This is a genomic window from Dermabacter sp. HMSC08H10, assembly GCF_001807585.1.
Taxonomy (GTDB): Bacteria; Actinomycetota; Actinomycetes; order Actinomycetales; family Dermabacteraceae; genus Dermabacter; species Dermabacter hominis.
The window spans coordinates 13,064-30,615 of record NZ_KV789422.1; the positions used below are offsets into that span (position 1 = coordinate 13,064).

13 protein-coding genes and 1 pseudogene are annotated in these 17,552 nt (G+C 64.6%); 12 read left to right on the forward strand and 2 right to left on the reverse strand.

The window, feature by feature from the left end:
* The first annotated feature begins 92 nt into the window (after positions 1-92).
* The 4 genes from HMPREF3176_RS02515 (at position 93) to HMPREF3176_RS02530 (ending at position 5,042) form a co-directional block, all read left to right on the forward strand.
* Positions 93-314: a heavy-metal-associated domain-containing protein gene (locus HMPREF3176_RS02515; protein WP_061212351.1), complete on the forward strand. Its 222-nt coding sequence runs from the start codon at positions 93-95 to the stop codon at positions 312-314.
* Positions 315-365: 51 nt separating this feature from the next.
* A complete protein-coding gene (locus HMPREF3176_RS02520) occupies positions 366-2,687 on the forward strand; it encodes a heavy metal translocating P-type ATPase (RefSeq protein ID WP_141742343.1) in 2,322 nt (773 codons plus the stop codon).
* 61 nt (positions 2,688-2,748) lie between these two features.
* Positions 2,749-3,414, forward strand: coding sequence for an AIM24 family protein (locus HMPREF3176_RS02525; RefSeq protein ID WP_070457937.1), 666 nt, complete (start codon positions 2,749-2,751; stop codon positions 3,412-3,414).
* 176 nt (positions 3,415-3,590) lie between these two features.
* On the forward strand, positions 3,591-5,042 hold the full coding sequence (locus HMPREF3176_RS02530; RefSeq protein ID WP_070457940.1) for an FAD-dependent oxidoreductase: 1,452 nt from the start codon (positions 3,591-3,593) through the stop codon (positions 5,040-5,042).
* Between the two features lie 18 nt (positions 5,043-5,060).
* On the opposite strand, the gene HMPREF3176_RS02535 is transcribed toward HMPREF3176_RS02530, so the two are convergent.
* On the reverse strand, positions 5,061-6,272 hold the full coding sequence (locus HMPREF3176_RS02535) for a pyridoxal phosphate-dependent aminotransferase (protein WP_070457943.1): 1,212 nt from the start codon (positions 6,270-6,272) through the stop codon (positions 5,061-5,063).
* 197 nt (positions 6,273-6,469) lie between these two features.
* Between HMPREF3176_RS02535 and HMPREF3176_RS02540 the strand changes: the two genes are divergently transcribed.
* Positions 6,470-8,788, forward strand: a complete 2,319-nt coding sequence (locus HMPREF3176_RS02540; RefSeq protein WP_083286199.1) for an alpha-galactosidase — start codon at positions 6,470-6,472, stop codon at positions 8,786-8,788.
* Between the two features lie 130 nt (positions 8,789-8,918).
* The gene (locus HMPREF3176_RS02545; RefSeq protein ID WP_070457946.1) at positions 8,919-10,964 is read left to right on the forward strand and encodes a M3 family metallopeptidase; all 2,046 of its coding nucleotides are present in this window, start codon (positions 8,919-8,921) and stop codon (positions 10,962-10,964) included.
* Between the two features lie 3 nt (positions 10,965-10,967).
* Here HMPREF3176_RS02545 and HMPREF3176_RS02550 read toward each other — a convergent pair whose 3' ends face one another.
* A complete protein-coding gene (locus HMPREF3176_RS02550) occupies positions 10,968-11,576 on the reverse strand; it encodes a DUF4126 domain-containing protein (RefSeq protein ID WP_070457949.1) in 609 nt (202 codons plus the stop codon).
* A gap of 109 nt (positions 11,577-11,685) precedes the next feature.
* Between HMPREF3176_RS02550 and HMPREF3176_RS02555 the strand changes: the two genes are divergently transcribed.
* From HMPREF3176_RS02555 to HMPREF3176_RS10195, 6 genes and pseudogenes are all read left to right on the forward strand, one after another.
* Entirely contained in the window at positions 11,686-12,333 is a 648-nt protein-coding gene (locus HMPREF3176_RS02555) for a hypothetical protein (protein ID WP_061212344.1), read from the forward strand.
* Between the two features lie 208 nt (positions 12,334-12,541).
* Positions 12,542-13,171, forward strand: a complete 630-nt coding sequence (locus tag HMPREF3176_RS02560; protein WP_141742344.1) for a DUF47 domain-containing protein — start codon at positions 12,542-12,544, stop codon at positions 13,169-13,171.
* Entirely contained in the window at positions 13,171-14,238 is a 1,068-nt protein-coding gene (locus HMPREF3176_RS02565) for an inorganic phosphate transporter (RefSeq protein WP_070457955.1), read from the forward strand. Before HMPREF3176_RS02560 ends, HMPREF3176_RS02565 begins: the two co-directional genes overlap by 1 nt.
* Positions 14,239-14,346: 108 nt before the next feature.
* Positions 14,347-15,192 (forward strand): hypothetical protein, encoded by an 846-nt coding sequence (locus HMPREF3176_RS02570; RefSeq protein WP_070457958.1) that lies wholly within the window; start codon positions 14,347-14,349, stop codon positions 15,190-15,192.
* A 39-nt stretch (positions 15,193-15,231) separates the two neighbouring features.
* Positions 15,232-16,872: a phosphoglucomutase (alpha-D-glucose-1,6-bisphosphate-dependent) gene (gene pgm / locus HMPREF3176_RS02575; RefSeq protein WP_070457960.1), complete on the forward strand. Its 1,641-nt coding sequence runs from the start codon at positions 15,232-15,234 to the stop codon at positions 16,870-16,872.
* A gap of 228 nt (positions 16,873-17,100) precedes the next feature.
* Positions 17,101-17,552 (forward strand): annotated as a pseudogene (locus tag HMPREF3176_RS10195) (hypothetical protein); the annotation flags it as partial.

A 17,552-nucleotide genomic window follows, 5' to 3' on the forward strand; every position in this document is an offset into this window, starting at 1 on the left:
CTCTCACCCCTTGAAAGATATACCCCTGGGGGGTATGTTGGTGTGTGGGGCGCACCCCGCGCTCACGAATACCCACAAATTAAGGAGCACCAATGACTACCTCCACCTTCTTCATCACGGGCCTCACGTGCGACCACTGCGTCAATGCCATCAAGGAAGAAGTCGGCGAAATCGCCGGCGTCACGAACATCGAGGTCGAACTCGTGAAGGGTGGCAAATCGACCCTGACGATCGAGGCTGACCGCCCCCTCACGAAGATCGATATCGCCTCGGAGATCGAGGAAGCTAGCGAGAGCTACGCCATCGTCGACTAACCCGCCCCGCACTCACCCACAACCGCACGCTCACTACCCTGGAAGGACCTCGTGACAAGCACCAACCCCCGCACCGTGACCCTCGACGTGACAGGCATGACGTGCGCGAGCTGCGTCGCGCGAGTCGAAAAGAAGTTGCGGCGGGTGGGCGATGTCGACGCGGTCGTCAACCTCGCACTCGAACGCGCGAGCGTGCAGGTGAGCGACCCGTCGATCACCGATGCGCAGCTCGTCGAAGCCGTCGAAAAGGGCGGCTATGGGGCGCACGTGCGGGAGGCGGCAGCCGAAAGCACATCGATCCACGGCCCCGACACAAGCGCCGAGGAGCGCGCCGCGCGCGACAAGCGCGACACGCTAATCCGCACGATCCTCGCCGCGATCCTCTCGGTGCCAATTTTCCTCATCTCAATGATCCCGGCGTTGCAGTTCCCCGGCTGGCAGTGGGCGATGCTCGTTCTCGCGACGCCGGTCGTGTTCTACTGCGGCGCGCCATTTCACCGTGCGACCTGGGTGAACATCAAGCACGGCGGCTTCACGATGGACACCCTCGTCACGATGGGAACGTTTGCCGCGTACCTGTGGTCGATCTGGGCCCTTCTCTTCGGCGGCGCAGGCGAAATCGGCATGACGATGGACATGAGCCTCGGCGCCGCTTTCAGCCGGAACCATCACGGTGCGCACGAAATCTACTTCGAGTCGGCAGCGGTCATCACGACCCTCGTGCTCGTGGGCCGCTATGCGCAAGCCCGCGCCATCCACCAGTCGAGCGCAGCTATCCGTTCGCTGCTTGACCTCGGCGCGAAGAATGCCACCATCATGGAGCTTCAGTCCGACGGCAGCACCGCCGAAGTCGAGGTTCCCATCGGCGCGGTGCGGGTCGGCGATGTTTTCGTCGTGAGGCCCGGGGAGAAGGTCGCGACAGACGGCGTGATCCTCGAGGGCTCCTCCGCCATCGACCGCTCGATGCTCACAGGCGAAAGCATCCCCGAGGACGTCGCCCCCGGAACCGAGGTCACGGGCGCCACCGTCAACACTACGGGCCGGCTCCTTGTGCGCGCCACGCGCGTGGGCGCCGACACCGAGCTCGCCCACATCGCGAAAATGGTCGAGGACGCGCAAGCTTCCAAAGCACCGGTTCAGCAACTCGTTGACAAGGTCGCGAGCATCTTCGTACCCGTCGTGATCGCGTTGTCGATCCTCACGCTCGTGGCGTGGCTCGCACTCGGGGGCACCACGGAACAGGCATTCACCGCGGCCGTCGCCGTTCTGATCATCGCATGCCCGTGTGCGCTCGGCCTCGCAACCCCCACGGCCATCATGGTGGGCACGGGCCGTGGCGCCGAACTCGGCATCCTCATCCGCTCCGCAAGCACACTCGAGGCTTCGCGCGACATCGCGTCGATCGTTCTCGACAAGACCGGCACTCTCACGAGCGGCGCGATGCGTGTGCACTCCGTGACACCCGCCGAAGGCTGGAGCGAAGCAAACGTCCGCGCGCTCGCGGGCACCGCCGAATCGGGTTCGGAACACCCCATCGCGCGCGCGATCGTCGAGGCTGCGGGTAGCGGCAGCGACGCGCTCGTGCTCGAGGGGGCCGAAGCCCACGCCGGCCGGGGGCTCACGGCGCGCGTGAGCGGGTCGCTCGGTGAGAACAAGGGGCCGTGGGAGGTCGAGATTACTGCGGTGTCCGACGCTCGCCAGGCCACCCTCGGAGATGAAAAGCCCGCCCCGGAAAGCCTGCCCGCCCCTCTCGCCGCTTCCCTCCGCGAAGCCGAGCAGGCGGGTCACACGACCTCCCTCGTGCGCGTCAACGGCGAGGTTGCGGGGCTCGTGCGCGTGAGCGACACCGTGAAGCCCGAAGCGACGAAGGTCGTTGAGGAGATTCGCGCGCTCGGCATCGAGCCCGTCATGGCGACCGGCGACAACCCTGCCGCGGCCGAACACATTGCGCGCGAAGTCGGCATCGAGAAGGTTCACGCCTCGCTTACCCCCGCGGCAAAACTCGACCTCGTGAAGTCCCTTCGCGGCGAAGGGGCAAGCGTCGCAATGGTTGGCGATGGCATTAATGACACGGCGGCCCTCGCCGAAGCCGATCTTGGCTTCGCGATGGGCACCGGCACCGATGCCGCGATGAACTCGGGCGACATCGTGCTCACGGGCGGCGATATTTCGCAGATCCCGACCGCGATTCGGCTCTCGCGCGCGAGTGTGCGCACGATCCGTTGGAATCTGTTCTGGGCATTCATCTACAACGTCATCGCCATTCCGCTCGCGATGCTCGGGCTCCTTGGTCCTGTGATCGCGGCCGCGGCCATGGCCTTCTCCAGCGTTTTCGTGGTGAGCAATTCGCTGCGGCTCAAGCGGTTCCAATAACAATTGTTCTGTTCTCATGATCTCCAGGAAAATAGGAGCTAGCTCACCCTAGGGTGAAGCCATGAGATCTGAACTCTTTTCACCCGAACACCAGGAAGTCCAGACCAACGACCGCTGGGCCCTCCAGTCCAAGCGAATGCTGCGCTGCCGTCTCGATCCCGGCGCACCCGAAATCGTCTCCTCCTCCGGGGCCATGGTCGCCTACCAGGGCGAGATGAAGTTCAAGTACCAGGGCTCGGGCGGCGGCATGAAGCTCGTCAAGAAGCTGGCCACCGGCGAGGGCGCCAACATGATGCGCACCACCGGCAACGGCGAAATCTTCTTCGCCAAGAATGGCTCGCAGATCTTCCTCATCCAGCTCGAAGGAGAAGCCCTCTCCCTCAACACCTCGAAGATGCTCGCTTTCGACTCGAGCATCGAGTGGGACATCAAGATGATCGGCGGCGGCCTCGGCGCGGGCCTCGTCGCGGGCGGCTTCACGAACCTGTTCCTCCAGGGACACGGCATGGTCGCGATCGCCTCGCACGGTGAGCCGCTCCTGCTCGACTGCTCGCAGCAGCCCACGTATGTGGATCCGCAGGCCGTCGTGTGCTGGTCGGCAAACCTCCAGCCGCAGATCAAGAACGATTTTAATGCCGGTGCACTCATTGGCCGCGGCTCGGGCGAAGCCTTCCAGCTCGCCTTCCACGGCCCCGGCTTTGTGATTGTGCAGCCGGCCGAATACTAAAACACCATCCACTCTCGGTTTTCCTTCGTGGAGGGTCCGACGGCACCTGAGCGTTCGTCGGGCCGCACGCTGCTCACACTTTCTCGCCCAAGGCGAGCTTTAACGCTAGGCTCGAGTATCGAAAAGCCCGAAGCACACACGCGCGCCGGGCGTGCCCGCCAAACTCAAGGACCTCCGTGACCAGCACCTTCACCGACATCCCGTTCCGCATCGCCGTGATTGGCTCCGGCCCGGCCGGCGTGTATGCGGCGGAGACGTTCAACAAGACGCCGCACGTCAAGAAGGGCCGGCTCGCAATCGAGGTCGATATTTTCGATGCGCTACCCACGCCGTTCGGCCTCATTCGCTACGGAGTCGCCCCCGACCATCCGCGCATCAAGGGCATCACGACAGCGCTTCACCGCATCCTCGACCGTCGCGACATGCGCTTCTTCGGCAACGTCACGTTCGGCACGGATCTGACCCTCGAGGACCTGCGCGAACGCTACGACGCGATCATTTTCGCCACGGGAGCGCTCAAGGACGCCCAACTCGACATCCCCGGGATCGACCTCGAGGGCAGCTTCGGCGCTGCCGACTTCGTCGCGTGGTACGACTCGAACCCCGACTATCCGCGTGAATGGCGACTCGATGCCGAATCCGTTGCCGTGATCGGTAACGGCAACGTCGCGCTCGATGTCTCGCGAATGCTCGCCAAAAGCGCCGACGAGCTCCTTGCGACCGAGATCGCCGACAACGTCTACGAAGGCCTCAAAGCCTCACGGATCACCGACGTACATGTCTTTGGCCGCCGCGGCCCCGCCCAGGCGAAGTTCTCCCCGCTCGAAACGCGCGAGCTCGCCCACCCGAAAGGCGTGCAGGTCATCCTCGACGAGCGCGATTTCGCGCAGATCAGCGACGAGGAATGGGAGCGCATCCGCGCCGATAAACGCATCGATCAGGTCGTGAGCACGTTCGAGGGCTGGCTCGAAGCGCAGAAGGAGCTCGAGGCGAGCGGCGCTGAGCCCACGGACCGCGATGGCGGCGAGGTTAAGCGTCGGCTCCACCTCCATTTCTGGCACCGGCCCGTCGAAGTGGTCGGCGAGGACGGCCGCGTGACGGGCATGCGATTCGAGCGCACCCGACTCGCCGACGACGGCACACTAGAGGGCACCGGCGAGATTGTCGAGTACGACGTCCAGCAGGTCTACCGCGCCGTCGGTTATTTCGGCTCGGAGTTGCCCGGGGTTCCCTATGACCCGGTGCGCGGCGTTATCCACAACGACGAGGGCCGTGTCACGACCGCCGAGGGCGCTGTTGTGCCCGCGTGCTATGCGAACGGCTGGATCAAGCGTGGGCCCGTTGGGCTGATCGGTGCCACGAAATCGGACGCAATCGAGACCGTCACCCACATGATCGAAGACATCGAGGAAGGCGTGCTCGAGCCGTGCCCGGATCGCGACCCCGACTCGATTGTTCGCCTGCTCAATGAGCGCGGCATCCGCTACGTCGATTGGGACGGGTGGCTGCGCCTTCACGACCACGAGATCCAGGCGGGTGCGAAGCGGAAGGATTCCGACGGTAACGCACGCCCATCGCTCAAGGAGATCGACCGCGAGCAGATGATCCGGATCGCGCGCGGCGAATAACCGGCGCGCTACACGCTGCTAGCGGCGGATGCTCGCGAGGTAGTCGGCGATACGGTCGATCGCGTTCTCGAGCACGTCCACGTCGGGCAGGGTCACGACGCGGAAGTGGTCGTGTGTGGGGATGTTGAATCCCGTGCCTTTTGTGATGAGGATTTTCTTTTGGCGAAGCAGGCCGAGTGCGAATTCTTCGTCGTCCTCGATCTTGTACATGTCGAGGTCGATCTTCGGGAACATGTAGAGCGCCCCCTTCGCCTTGTTGACGCTTACGCCGGGGATCCTTGCGAGGGCCTCGTAGGCGACATCGCGCTGCTCGCGCAGCCGACCACCTGGGGCCACGAGGTCTTTGATCGTTTGATAGCCGCCGAGCGCAGTGGGGATCACGTGCTGCGCGGGAGCGTTGGCGCATAGGCGCATGTTCGAGAGCATGTCGAGGCCTTCGATGAAGCCTTTGGCGTGCTCTTTGGGTCCGTACAGCACCATCCAGCCGGCACGGAAACCCGCGACCCGGTAGGCCTTCGACAGGCCGTTGTAGGTGATCGTGAAGAGATCGGGGGCCAGCGAGGCGATCGAGGTGTGGGTCGCGTCATCGTAGAGGATCTTGTCGTAGATCTCGTCGGCGAGGATCATGAGCCCGTGCTTGCGGGCGATGTCGACGATGCCCGTGAGGTTCTCTTTCGTGTACACCGCACCGGTGGGGTTATTGGGGTTGATGACGACGATGGCTTTGGTGCGGGGAGTGACCTTGTCGGCGATGTCGGTGAGGTCGGGCAACCAGTCGTTGTCTTCATCGAGGCGGTAGTGCACGGGAGTCCCGCCCGCGAGGGTGACACACGCGGTCCACAGCGGGTAGTCGGGCATGGGGATGAGCACCTCGTCGCCGTCGTTGACGAGTGCCTGAGCGGTGAGCTGGATCAGCTCGCTCACGCCGTTGCCGAGGTAGATGTCGTCGAGGTGGAGCCCTGGCAGGCCGCGGGTCTGGTAGTGCTGGGCGACGGCGCGACGGGCCGCGACAATGCCTTTGGAATCGGTGTAGCCCTGGGAGACGTGAGCCTGGCGGATGAAGTCGACGAGGATCTCGTCGGGCGTTTCGAAGCCGAACGGCGCGGGGTTGCCGATGTTGAGCTTGAGAATGCGGTGGCCCTCGTTCTCCATGCGCGCGGCCTCGTCGAGGACCGGCCCGCGGATGTCGTAGAGGACGTTCTGTAGCTTCGCCGCCTGCGTGAATTCCATGGGCTGAGTGTACTCCCTACCCTCCGCGGTCAATCTCCACACGCTCTGCGCTTCCTCGACCCCGACACCAGACCAGGATCCCCGAGGCTGCCCCTCCCCGTCATTGTCTCCGCCCTGACTGCGAAGGTGGACGCGGGTTTATTTTGGTGCGAAAATAAGTGGGTCACGGATGCCCCCGAGCACAAAGGACCTCCTTCATGCCACTCGCCCGCACCGCCCACGCCACCGCTGCTTCGCGTTCTTTTCGCGCGTTCCGCTCCTGTGCCACTCGCGCGCTCGAAAGTGAACGCGCGCTCTACCTGAGCCGCGCGGGGGTGGGCATCGTCCTCGACCTGACCGAGGGCCGGATGCCCGCAGTCGCCTATTGGGGCTCCGACCTCGGCGACCTCACGCGCGACGAGCTCGACCTCATCCTCGATGCCGCAACGGTTGCCCCGAACCAGAACGCCCTCGACATTCCCCCACGCACGGGCCTCCTCCCCCAGGATGCCGACGGCTGGCTCGGTGAGCCCGGCCTCCTTGGCGGGCGCGACAACGGCTCCGGCTTCGCCCCGCGACTCGGCCTTGTGGCGCACACGCTACGGCAGAACGTGCCCGACGGTTCCGGAGAAAAAGACGTCCTCTCCCTCACGCTCGAGGATGCCGCCCTCGGTCTTGAAGTCGTGCTCACCCTCGAACTACTGAACTCTGGGCTCGTGCGCATGCGCGGCACGCTCACCAATCGCGGAGAGGGAAACTACCGGCTGCAGTCGTTCACGATGGCGCTCCCGGTGCCGTCGGAAGCGAACGAAATCCTTGATTTTGCTGGCCGCTGGACCCGCGAGCGCGAACCCCAGCGCTTGCCGGTGCGCGTGGGCCAGCACCTGCGCGAGAATCGCCGCGGGCGCACCGGGGCCGATTCGGCGTTCCTCATGCACGTGGGCGAGCGGGGCTTCACCTACTCGTCCGGCGAGGTATGGGCGCTGCACTCGGGCTTTTCGGGCCAGCACCGTCACGTCGTGGAGCGTACGAGTGCGGGAGAGACAATCCTTGCGGGCGGCGAAGGGCTGTTCGCCGGCGAGGTCGTGCTCGCGCACGGCGAGAGCTACGAGTCGCCTCACGTCTACGCGAGCCACGGCGTGGGCCTCGACGAGGTCGCGCAGCGTTTCCACGCGTGGCTGCGCTCGCGCGAGAACCACGTGGACACGAACCGCCCCGTCACCTTGAACGTGTGGGAGGCCGTCTACTTCGATCATGACCTCGACCGTCTCAAGGATCTCGCGGATCGTGCCGCGGAGCTCGGGGTTGAGCGCTACGTTCTTGACGATGGCTGGTTCGGCGATCGCCGCGACGACTACGCGGGCCTCGGCGATTGGGTCGTGAGCGAAGACGTGTGGCCGAACGGGCTCACGCCACTCATCGAGCACGTCAAGGGCCACGGCATGCAGTTTGGCCTGTGGTTCGAGCCGGAGATGGTCAACGAGGATTCGGCCGTGGCGCGCGAGCATCCCGAGTGGATCATGGGCACAACGATGCAGCGGCTGCCCGAGCAGTCGCGTCACCAGCAGGTCCTCAACCTCGCGATTCCCGAGGCGTACGCGCATGTGCGCGATCAGATGGTCCAGGTCCTCGAGGCCAACGACATCGACTACATCAAGTGGGATCACAATCGCGACCTCATCGAAGCGGGCTTTCGCGAAACCGGCCAGCCCGCGACTCACGCGCAGACCCTCGCCGCCTATCGCCTCCTCGATGAGCTGAAGGAACGCTTCCCGGGCCTCGAGATCGAATCGTGCTCATCGGGTGGTGCGCGCGTGGACCTTGGCGTTCTTGAGCGCACGGACCGCGTGTGGGTATCGGATTGCATTGATCCGCTCGAACGCCAAATGATGAATCGCTGGACGAACCAGCTGATTCCCCTGGAGCTCATGGGCTCGCACGTCGCCTCGGGCGCCTCCCACACGACTGGCCGCCTCCACTCGATCGGCTACCGCGCCGCGACCGCGCTTTTCGGGCATTTCGGCATCGAATGGGATCTGCGGCTTGCCACCGACGAGGAGATGGCGGAGCTTCGCGAGTGGGTGCAGCTCTATAAGGACGAGCGCGATCTTCTTTTCACGGGCGATCGGGTACGCGTGGACCTCGGGGACGACTCGGTCGCGCTCCACGGCGTCGTCTCGCGCGATGCCTCCCGAGCACTCTTTGCCTTCACGGCTCTCTCACGAAGCGACGCTAACCAGACGGGCCGCCTCTACTTCCCGGGTCTCGACGACGATGCGCGCTACAGGCTCGAAGTCCTCGTGCCGGGCGCGAAGCCCTCGGGTTACGTCCCCTCGCCCGTCATGAGCAGCGCTTCGGGCTTCCTCGCCCCCACGCCGGGAAATGCGCGCGACTACGAGCGCCTCAACGCCGAACTCCACGAGCGCGGGGTCGCGGATCAAGTGCTGAGCGGTAGGGCGTGGGCGAGCGTCGGAATAACCACCCCGATCCTGAACCCTGAAAACACGGTGCTGCTGCGCCTCACGCGCGTGAACTGACGGCCGCCACACTCCACGTATTCCCCTTCACGCATCCGCCCCACCTGGCTGTATCCGGTGGGGCGGACGGAGGCGTTTTGGACTGTGGTACACCGGTGCGCGGCGGGTAGGCGTTCGGTACGGTTACCGCATGAGTGAAGAAGCAACAGCGACGTCCAATCCGCTCCTCGAGGCCTCAAGCCTCCCCTACAACCTTCCCGACTTCGCCGCGATCCGCGACGACCACTACCTGCCTGCGATCGAGCAGGGCATTCGCGAAGCGCGCGAGGCCTACGCTTCGATCGCGAACGACACCTCGGAGCCCACCTTCGAGAACGTCGTCGCGGTGCTCGATCAACCGAGCCGCACCCTGAACCGCGCCGCGACCGTGTTTTACAACATCGCGAGCGCCGACGGTACCGAACCGCTCCTTGAGATCGAGTCGAAGGTGTCCGAGCTCCTCACGGAGCTCGATAACGAGCTGCACCTCAACCCGCAGATCTTCGAACGGCTCAACGCCGTGTACGAGACCCGCGAGGAGGCGGGGCTCGACGCCGAGCAGGTGCGGCTCACGGAGAAGTTCCATCAGCGTTTCACACTCGCGGGCGCGGCCCTGAGCGAGGAGCAGCGCGAGGAGCTCGCGAAGCTCAACCTCGAAATTTCCAAGGCGCAAACGGAGTTCAGTCAGCAGGTCACACGGGACATGAACGCCGCGGCTCTTCACCTGACGAACGAGGACGAGCTCGCGGGGCTAAGCGAGGATTCGAAGGCCGCCGCCGCGCGCGCCGCGAAGGAAGCCGGCCGCGAGGGTTGGCTTCTCACCTTCATCCTCCCCACGAATCAGCCGGCGCTCAGCTCGCTCACGAATCGCGACGTACGCAAGCGCCTGTATGAGGCGAGCATCGAGCGCGGCGATCGCACGTGGCAAATGGCCGCCGAGATCGCGGCGCTGCGCGCCCGCAAGGCCGCGATGCTTGGCTTCGAGGATTTCGCCTCGCTCGCCGTTGCCGACCGCACGGCCCGGACCGCCGCCGCGGTCGATGAGCTGTTCGCGAAGACGAGCGCACCCGCGATGGCGAACGCCAACCGCGAGGCCGAAAAGATCGCGGCCCGCGCAAAGCAGGATGGCATCGACACTCTCGAGCCGTGGGACTGGGCCTTCTACAGCGACAAGGTCAAGGCCGAAGAGTTCAGCGTGGATACCGCGGCACTTCGCCCCTACTTCGCGCTTGATCGCGTTGTTGAGGACGGCGTGTTCTACGCCGCCGAAAGGCTCTATGGCATCACCTTTAAGCGCCGCGAAGACCTCGTGGGTTATCACCCCGAGGTCAAGGTCTGGGAGGTCTTCGACGCGAGCGGCGAGGGGCTCGGCCTGTTCCTCGGCGACTACTTCACGCGCGAGACGAAGCGCGGTGGCGCGTGGATGAACAACATTGTCGATCAGTCGCTCGCGGAGGGCACGAAGCCCGTCGTCGTCAACAACCTCAACATCAGCGCACCCGCTGATGGCGATGTGGCGCTCGTGTCCCTCGACGAAGTGAGCACGCTCTTCCACGAGTTCGGCCACGCCCTCCACGGCCTCTTCTCGAAAGTCGCGTATGAGACCCTCTCGGGCCTCAGCGTCGAGCGCGACATCGTCGAGTACCCGAGCCAGGTCAACGAGATGTGGATGTTCCACCCGGAGATCCTGCCGAACTACGCCAAGCACGTCGAAACCGGAGAGGTCGTGCCGCAGGAGCTCATCGATGCCGTGACCGCCTCACAGCAGTGGGGCGAGGGCTTCGGCACGGTCGAATATCTGCGCGCCGCCGCACTCGACTGGGCGTGGCACCGCCTCCCCGCCTCCCTCGAGGCCGAGCCGATCGAGGATCCGGTCGTGTTCGAGCAGGCCTCGCTTGAGGACGCGGGCCTCATGCATCCACTCGTCGAGTCGCGCTACCGCACGAGCTATCTCAACCACACGTTCTCGGGCGGCTACGCGGCCGGCTACTACTCATACCTGTGGGCTGAGGTGTTCGACGCGGACACGGTCGCCTGGTACGAAGAGAACGGCGGGCTCACGCGCGAGAACGGCGACAAGTTCCGCGCCCACGTGCTCTCGATCGGCGCAACGCGCCCGATCCCCGAAGCCTTCAAGGATATGACGGGTCGCGAGGCCCAGTACGAGCCGCTGCTCAAGAGGCGCGGTCTGATCTAGTCGCTAGTTCACATCAGGGGCGGCGCCTTCGGGTGCCGCCCTTTTCGTTGCGGCACGGCGTCCACGCCATCGACGCACGAACCGCACGAGCACGACGATCGCAACCACCGCCGCGATCAGGATGAAAACCGCGGCGATGCCCGCAAGGATCGGCAGCAGCACCGCGAGAATCGAGAGGATAACGGCAGCAATATCCTCGATCACGCTTACGACCACGTTCGAGACCGGTTCGGGAGAGACGTTGACCGCCGCGCGGGTCGCAGCTTTCGCGCCGTGCGTGCCAAGTGCCGCGAACGTGCCCACAGCCGCGTAGACCACCGCGGTCGTCGTGTCCGTCTTCCCACCAAGCAGGAAACCGATCGCGCCGCCGGCCACGGGCCGCACAAAGCTGTTGATGCCATCCCACACCGAATCGAGAAACTGCACCTTATCCGCGAGAAAATCCACGATCACGAGAATCGCGGCAATCACCAGAACGTCGGTGCGCTGCATCACCTGGGGAATCTCCTGCACCTCGAGAAAGCGCCCCGCAAGACCGAGCACGAGCAGCATGAGGTACGGGCGCACTCCGCTCACCACGCCGGAGCTAAGGGTCATCATGAAGGCTTCCACGGCGTTCTCCTTCGGGTGAGGCCAAGGGGATGGGGTCCGACGGTTGCCGGCAACCGTCGGAACTACCGTACCCAAAGGCGGTGCGAGCCGTCGCGGGTAGGGTTGATGCATGGCACAGTTTAGGCGTCCCGCATCTCTGTCCCCCCAGCGTCAAGAGGCGATCGAGGGAGGTGTCGATCCTGCCCTCAAGAATCAGGCGGCGCACGAGAGCGCGGCGGCGCTCCTGCGGGAGACGCGCGAGAATGCCCGACCCGAGGTTGTCGAGCGCGTGCTGAGACTCGTTGAGCGGGAGGGCCTCGAAGATCTCGCTGCGCTGTGGTCCGGGGCGGAGCCGGCCTCGCTTCCGGGCGCCCTGTGGCGACTGTACGTCCTGCACACGTGGGTTCAACGCGATACCGACGAGGTTCGGCGCCTGTTCGAGCTTGGTCAATCCACGGCGCCGGGCCTCACCTACCTCGTAGGGTTTAGCGATCCGCCCACGATCGATTCGATGCGCGTGACGCTCGATGCGATTCTCTCGGGCGCATTCACGGGCGATCTTTCGGTGGCGCTCTCGCGCGCGGCGGCCGTCGCGATGCTCGCCGCTTACGGATCGGCCCACGCCGCCGACTCCCCCGCCTCTCGCACCGAACTCGCGCGTTCATTCGGGACCCCCGCGACGCCCGAGGAGCTCACCAAGCGCGCCGATCGTCTCCTTAAAACCGGCGAGGCACTCAACGAGGCAGCCCGATCAGCAGCGGCCGGCACGCTCGCGTAGCGGCAATTCGTGGGGTTGAAGCACACACCCCCTTCACTGTTAGGCTTGTGTGCGCGCCGGGCCGCGGTGGCCCCGGGCTCCAACATTTGCCGCTACGAGCGGCCTTCGCGCCGACAGGCGCCCCCGGTCCGGCGCTTCACCCCTCTTCGTGAGGTGTTCGACCCTCTCCACGCCCGATTTCGTTACGTTCGGGCGGTACCCTGAGGCCATGCCGCTGTTTTCCCCTCCTCGCGAAAAATCCGTGTATCACATCTTCACGGACCTCGCGCAATGCGTACAGGTCAGCGCAGAGACCCTAGCGGAGAGTCTCGCCCTCGAAGGAGAGGGCCGGTCCTCGGCATTCGACCGCCTTCAAACACACATGATCGATGCGGCCGAGCTGAACCACAGGATCGCGAACAGGCTCGCCACAAGCCTCATCACGCCGTTCCAGGCCGATGCCCTTCACGGCGTCGCCGCCGCCATGAAACTGTGCGTGAGCGAAATGGAGCGCACGGCCGATCTCACTCGACGACTCAACGTGGGTAGGCTCCCGAATCGACTTCTCGAGATCCTCTCAATCATCGAGCGCGCATCGGAGCTCGTCGTGCAGTGCGCGTGGCAACTGGACAAACCGCAGCAACTTTCAGGATTCGACGAAGATATGCGGCGCCTCACGACCCACGCCTCTGAGCATTCCCGAACGGCCATCGCCGAACTGTGGGACGGTTGCACGAACCCTTCAGACTTCGCCGCCACCGCGCGCACGCGCGAAGTGATCGCGGCCCTCGAGTGCGTCCTACTCGCCTTCCAGAATCTTTCGCGCTGCGCCGATCTGTTGCGAGTCAAGGACGTCTGATGCTCACCTGGAGCATCGTTGCCCTTTCGATCCTGTGGGCGTTCACGAACGGCGCCCAGGATGCCTCAAATGCGGTGACGACCACGATCGTCACGCGAGTGCTTCCCGAGCGTGTCGCCCTGACTTACGCGGCAATCATGAACGGCGCGGGGGCGATGTTTGGCCTCGTGAGCCTGATGTTTCTGCAGTCCTCACTCGTGCAGATCGTGGGTGTTCCGGGAGCGCTTCTCGATCAACCCGACGCTCTCGGGACCGCACTCGCCTGCGGAATCATCACTGCGGTCGCGTGCCTGATCGTGGGGTGGTGGCGCGGCATTCCTCTTTCGGGGTGGGTCACGACTCTCGCGGCGCTCGCCGGCGCATTCGCGGGTGCCCTCGGCGACGTGCGCCAGCTCAGCCCGATCGCTGTCGTGTTTATCCCGGTGCTGATCGGCCCCGTTGTCGGTTTTGCCTTGAGTTTCGCCCTGACGCGGGTCGTAAGCGGGTTGCAGTCCAAGCGACACCTGACAACGCAAACCGTTCGCTGGACGCAAACAGTCACCGCGGGGCTCGTCGCGTTCGGGCACGGGCTTAGCAATATCCGCCTGCCACTCGCGATCGTCGTCGTGGCACTCGCGGGGCTCGGGCGATCCGGCGCGATCGGCTCCCACACGCACGGGCCGGAGTCCGACGGCTCCCTTGGCCACCTCCTTTCTTCCCACGCGGGTTTGGCCGCCCTTCCGCTGTGGATCGCGGTGCTTCTTTCGGGAGCGATGGCGCTTGGCACGTTTGTTGGCGGACGCGAAATCGTGCGCACACTAGGCAGGCGCCTCACGGACCTCACGGTGAGCCAAGGCCTCGCGGCGGAGACCTCAACCGCCCTCCTGCTCTACGGTGCGAGCGTGTGGCTTAGGTTCCCCCTGTCCTCGTCGTTTACGCTCGTTGGCTCCATCGTGGGGTCGTCGCTAGCCGCCTCGAAAAGGTCGGTTTCCTGGCATGTGCTCGGACGGATCGCGCTGTGGTGGGCGCTCACACCACTCGCGTGCGCGGCGCTCGGGTGGGGGTCAGCCTTTGTCGCGCTCGCGTGAGCATCGCACGCTTTTCCATCTAGGCATCAAGGCAACCTTGTAGGCTTGAACGTGCAGCGCATCACCTTCGTGATCGCGGTCCCTACTTAGACTTTCCTGGAGGCACACGTGTCCGATTCCTTCAACGGCAACGATCGCCCGCGTCCCACCTACGGGCAAAGCGCCAACGAGGCACCTAACCAGCACAACTCGTATGGTCAGCCGAGCGCTTCCGAGCCGCAGGGCTCGAACCCGTACCAGAGCGCACCCGAGTACCCGCAAAGCGGCCAGCAGTTCCAGCCGCAGAATCAGTACTCGCAGCCCCAGTACGCACCGCAGGCTCAACAGGGCGCCTTCGGGGGCTACGGCACTCCCTATGGCTACGGTGGCGCGGCCGTGAAGCCGAAGCAAAAGCCCATCGGCATCATCCTGACGCTCATCGGCGTCTTTCTCCTGATCGTTTCCGCGGTTCTCTTCGGCGTTGCTGTGTGGCGCACCGGTTCGGGTTTTGTGAGCGAGATGGGTGATCTTTCGAAACTCGACAAGGCCAATAGCGAGTTCGCCGGCGGCAAGGCCACCTACGACTTCGAGGTCGACGGCCTTGAGGTGATGGTCGTCTACGTTCCGAAAGTCGACGCTGAGAATGCCACGTGCAAGGCCGTGCTCGAGGACGGAACCGAGCTTCAAGCCGAGGCGGGTTCGTCGGACTCCGAGTCCCTCACCATTGACGGGCAGGAGTACGTCACCTACAAGGACTCGTTCGTAGCGAACAACGTCGAGGGCAAAGGCACGCTCACGTGTGAAGGCGTAAGTGCTCCCGTGTCCGTCATCGGCCCGATCAACCCGCTCAACATGCTGGGCGCTGGGATCGGCTGGGGCCTCGGCTCCCTCGTGTGCGGTCTCATCGGCGGCCTGCTCTTCTTCGTGGGCATCATCGTCATGATCGTCCGCGCGATCGGCCGCAGCAGGAATTAGAAGTGCCCACGCGGGCACAAAGGATGTGAGGAGTTTTCCATGGTTCACGAACGGGCGGGGAAGCTCCCGCTTCCTTCCGATCTGATCGACCCGGCCTCGGTTGTCGACGCCTACTATTCGCTGCAGCCGGATCCCGCGAACCCCGATCAGGCGGTGAGCTTCGGAACCTCCGGGCACCGCGGCAGCTCTCTCGACACGGCGTTCAATGAGGGCCACATCGCGGCGACCACGCAGGCGATCATCGAGTACCGCTCGGGGCAGGGCATTCGCGGCCCACTCTTCATGGGCCGCGATACCCACGTGCTGAGCAAGCCCGCGTTCGACACCGCCCTCGAGGTGCTCGTGGGCAACGGCGTCACCGTACTCATTGACTCGGGCGATGGGTACACGCCTACGCCGGCCGTTTCACACGCGATTCTCGTGCACAATCGCGGCAAGAGCGCGAGCGATGAGTCGCGCGCCGATGGCATCGTCGTGACGCCGAGCCACAACCCGCCACGCGACGGCGGCTTCAAGTACAACCCGCCGCACGGTGGACCCGCGGGCACCGACGCGACGTCCTGGATCGCTAATCGTGCGAACGAGATCCTCGCGGGCGGCCTTCGCGAGTTACGCCGCGTCAGTGCCGCAAAGGCGGTTGAGGGCGCCGGGCGCTACGACTTCACGACGACTTACGTCGAGGACCTTCCTTCCGTTGTGAACCTCGAGGCTATCGCGAAAGCAGGGGTGCGAATCGGCGCCGATCCTCTCGGTGGCGCGGCCGTTGAATACTGGGCCCGCATCGCCGAGCGTCACGGGCTCGACCTCACGGTGGTCAACCCCGAGGTCGATCCGACGTTCTCGTTCATGACACTTGATGCCGACGGCATCATCCGCATGGACTGTTCGAGCCCGTGGGCAATGGCCTCGGTTCTCGAGCAGCGCGAAAAGTTTGATATCGCAACGGGTAACGATACGGATTCTGATCGCCACGGCATCGTCACGCCACAGGGCGGTCTCATGAATCCCAACCACTACCTCGCGGTTGCCATCACCTACCTGTTCAATAACCGCCCCGAATGGCCGAGCAACGCCAAGATCGGCAAGACCCTCGTCTCGAGTTCCCTCATTGACCGCGTCGGCGCAAAGATCGGCCGCGAGGTGCTCGAGGTTCCCGTGGGCTTCAAGTGGTTCGTGCCCGGGCTGCTCGACTCGTCAGTGGGCTTCGGCGGAGAGGAAAGCGCGGGGGCATCGTTCCTGCGCATGAACGGCGATGTGTGGACGACCGACAAGGACGGTATCATCCTCGCCCTGCTCGCCTCGGAAATCACGGCCGTCACGGGCAAAAACCCGCACGAGCATCTTTGCGACCTCGTTGAGGAATTCGGGGCGAGCGCCTACGCGCGAATCTCCGCACCGGCCGATCGCGAGGCGAAGGCGAAACTCAAGAACCTCTCTCCCGAGGCGGTCAGTGCTACGAGCGTCGCAGGCGAAGAGATCACGGCGATCATGACGAGTGCCCCTTCGGGTGACCCCATCGGTGGCCTCAAGGTCACGACTGAGAACGCATGGTTCGCGGCGCGCCCCTCGGGCACCGAGGACATCTACAAGATCTACGCCGAATCTTTCAAGGGCGAAGATCACCTCAAGAGCGTCCAGGCCGCAGCCAAGGACGTTGTCGATGCCGCTTTGAGCGAATAGTCCCTTTTCAGAGACTGTTTTTGCAGAGAATCGGGAGTGTCCGGGTGAACGGGCACTCCCGATTTTGCGACGAAGCGATGACGATTTATGCATCAATCGGTCCAGTTTCTATTACAAAATGATAACAGGGGTGACATTCACACTTACTGGCGCGTACCCTAGACACCGTTGCGCGATTCTCGCGCCGCCATTTTCGCGCTCTACATCGCTCTTTCCCGGGGAGACTGCATGTCCATTTCACGAACCGGCGCGCGCCGCACAGCGCACCACGCGCCGGCACGCAGTCTCCAGTCCCGACATCGCCGCCTTGCCGCGCGCGCGGGCGCGATCGCGTTGGCACTTTCACTGTCGGGAATCCCGGCTGCGCCTCTAGCCTTCGCGGCGGGCGATTCTACGCAACCGTCGGCACCTTCTGTCTCCGACAGCCCCACGAGCGGCGCTGAGCCGGCTCAGCCCGATGCCCCCAAGTGTGTTGTGCCGGGCGAGGAATACTTCTTCTTCGCGGGCTTCCGCTGGGTGAAGTGGTGGATTGAGCACCCGGGTGAGGATCCGTGCTTTCTCTGGGCCCCCGCGCCCGAGCCCGAACCAGAACCGTCACGGGATCCCACGGAACAGCCGACCCCGGAGCCGGCCCCCACCACGGACTCCACGGACGCACCATCGCTCGAGCCTAAGCCCGA

What these genes read in the sequence shown, in the direction of transcription:
- pgm (WP_070457960.1), top strand. Translation starts at nt 15,232, where the DNA reads ATGGTTCACGAACGGGCGGGGAAGCTCCCGCTTCCTTCCGATCTGATC.
- HMPREF3176_RS02545 (WP_070457946.1), top strand. Translation starts at nt 8,919, where the DNA reads ATGAGTGAAGAAGCAACAGCGACGTCCAATCCGCTCCTCGAGGCCTCA.
- HMPREF3176_RS02515 (WP_061212351.1), top strand. Translation starts at nt 93, where the DNA reads ATGACTACCTCCACCTTCTTCATCACGGGCCTCACGTGCGACCACTGC.
- HMPREF3176_RS02535 (WP_070457943.1), bottom strand. Translation starts at nt 6,272, where the DNA reads ATGGAATTCACGCAGGCGGCGAAGCTACAGAACGTCCTCTACGACATC.
- HMPREF3176_RS02540 (WP_083286199.1), top strand. Translation starts at nt 6,470, where the DNA reads ATGCCACTCGCCCGCACCGCCCACGCCACCGCTGCTTCGCGTTCTTTT.
- HMPREF3176_RS02525 (WP_070457937.1), top strand. Translation starts at nt 2,749, where the DNA reads ATGAGATCTGAACTCTTTTCACCCGAACACCAGGAAGTCCAGACCAAC.
- HMPREF3176_RS02560 (WP_141742344.1), top strand. Translation starts at nt 12,542, where the DNA reads ATGCCGCTGTTTTCCCCTCCTCGCGAAAAATCCGTGTATCACATCTTC.
- HMPREF3176_RS02565 (WP_070457955.1), top strand. Translation starts at nt 13,171, where the DNA reads ATGCTCACCTGGAGCATCGTTGCCCTTTCGATCCTGTGGGCGTTCACG.
- HMPREF3176_RS02555 (WP_061212344.1), top strand. Translation starts at nt 11,686, where the DNA reads ATGGCACAGTTTAGGCGTCCCGCATCTCTGTCCCCCCAGCGTCAAGAG.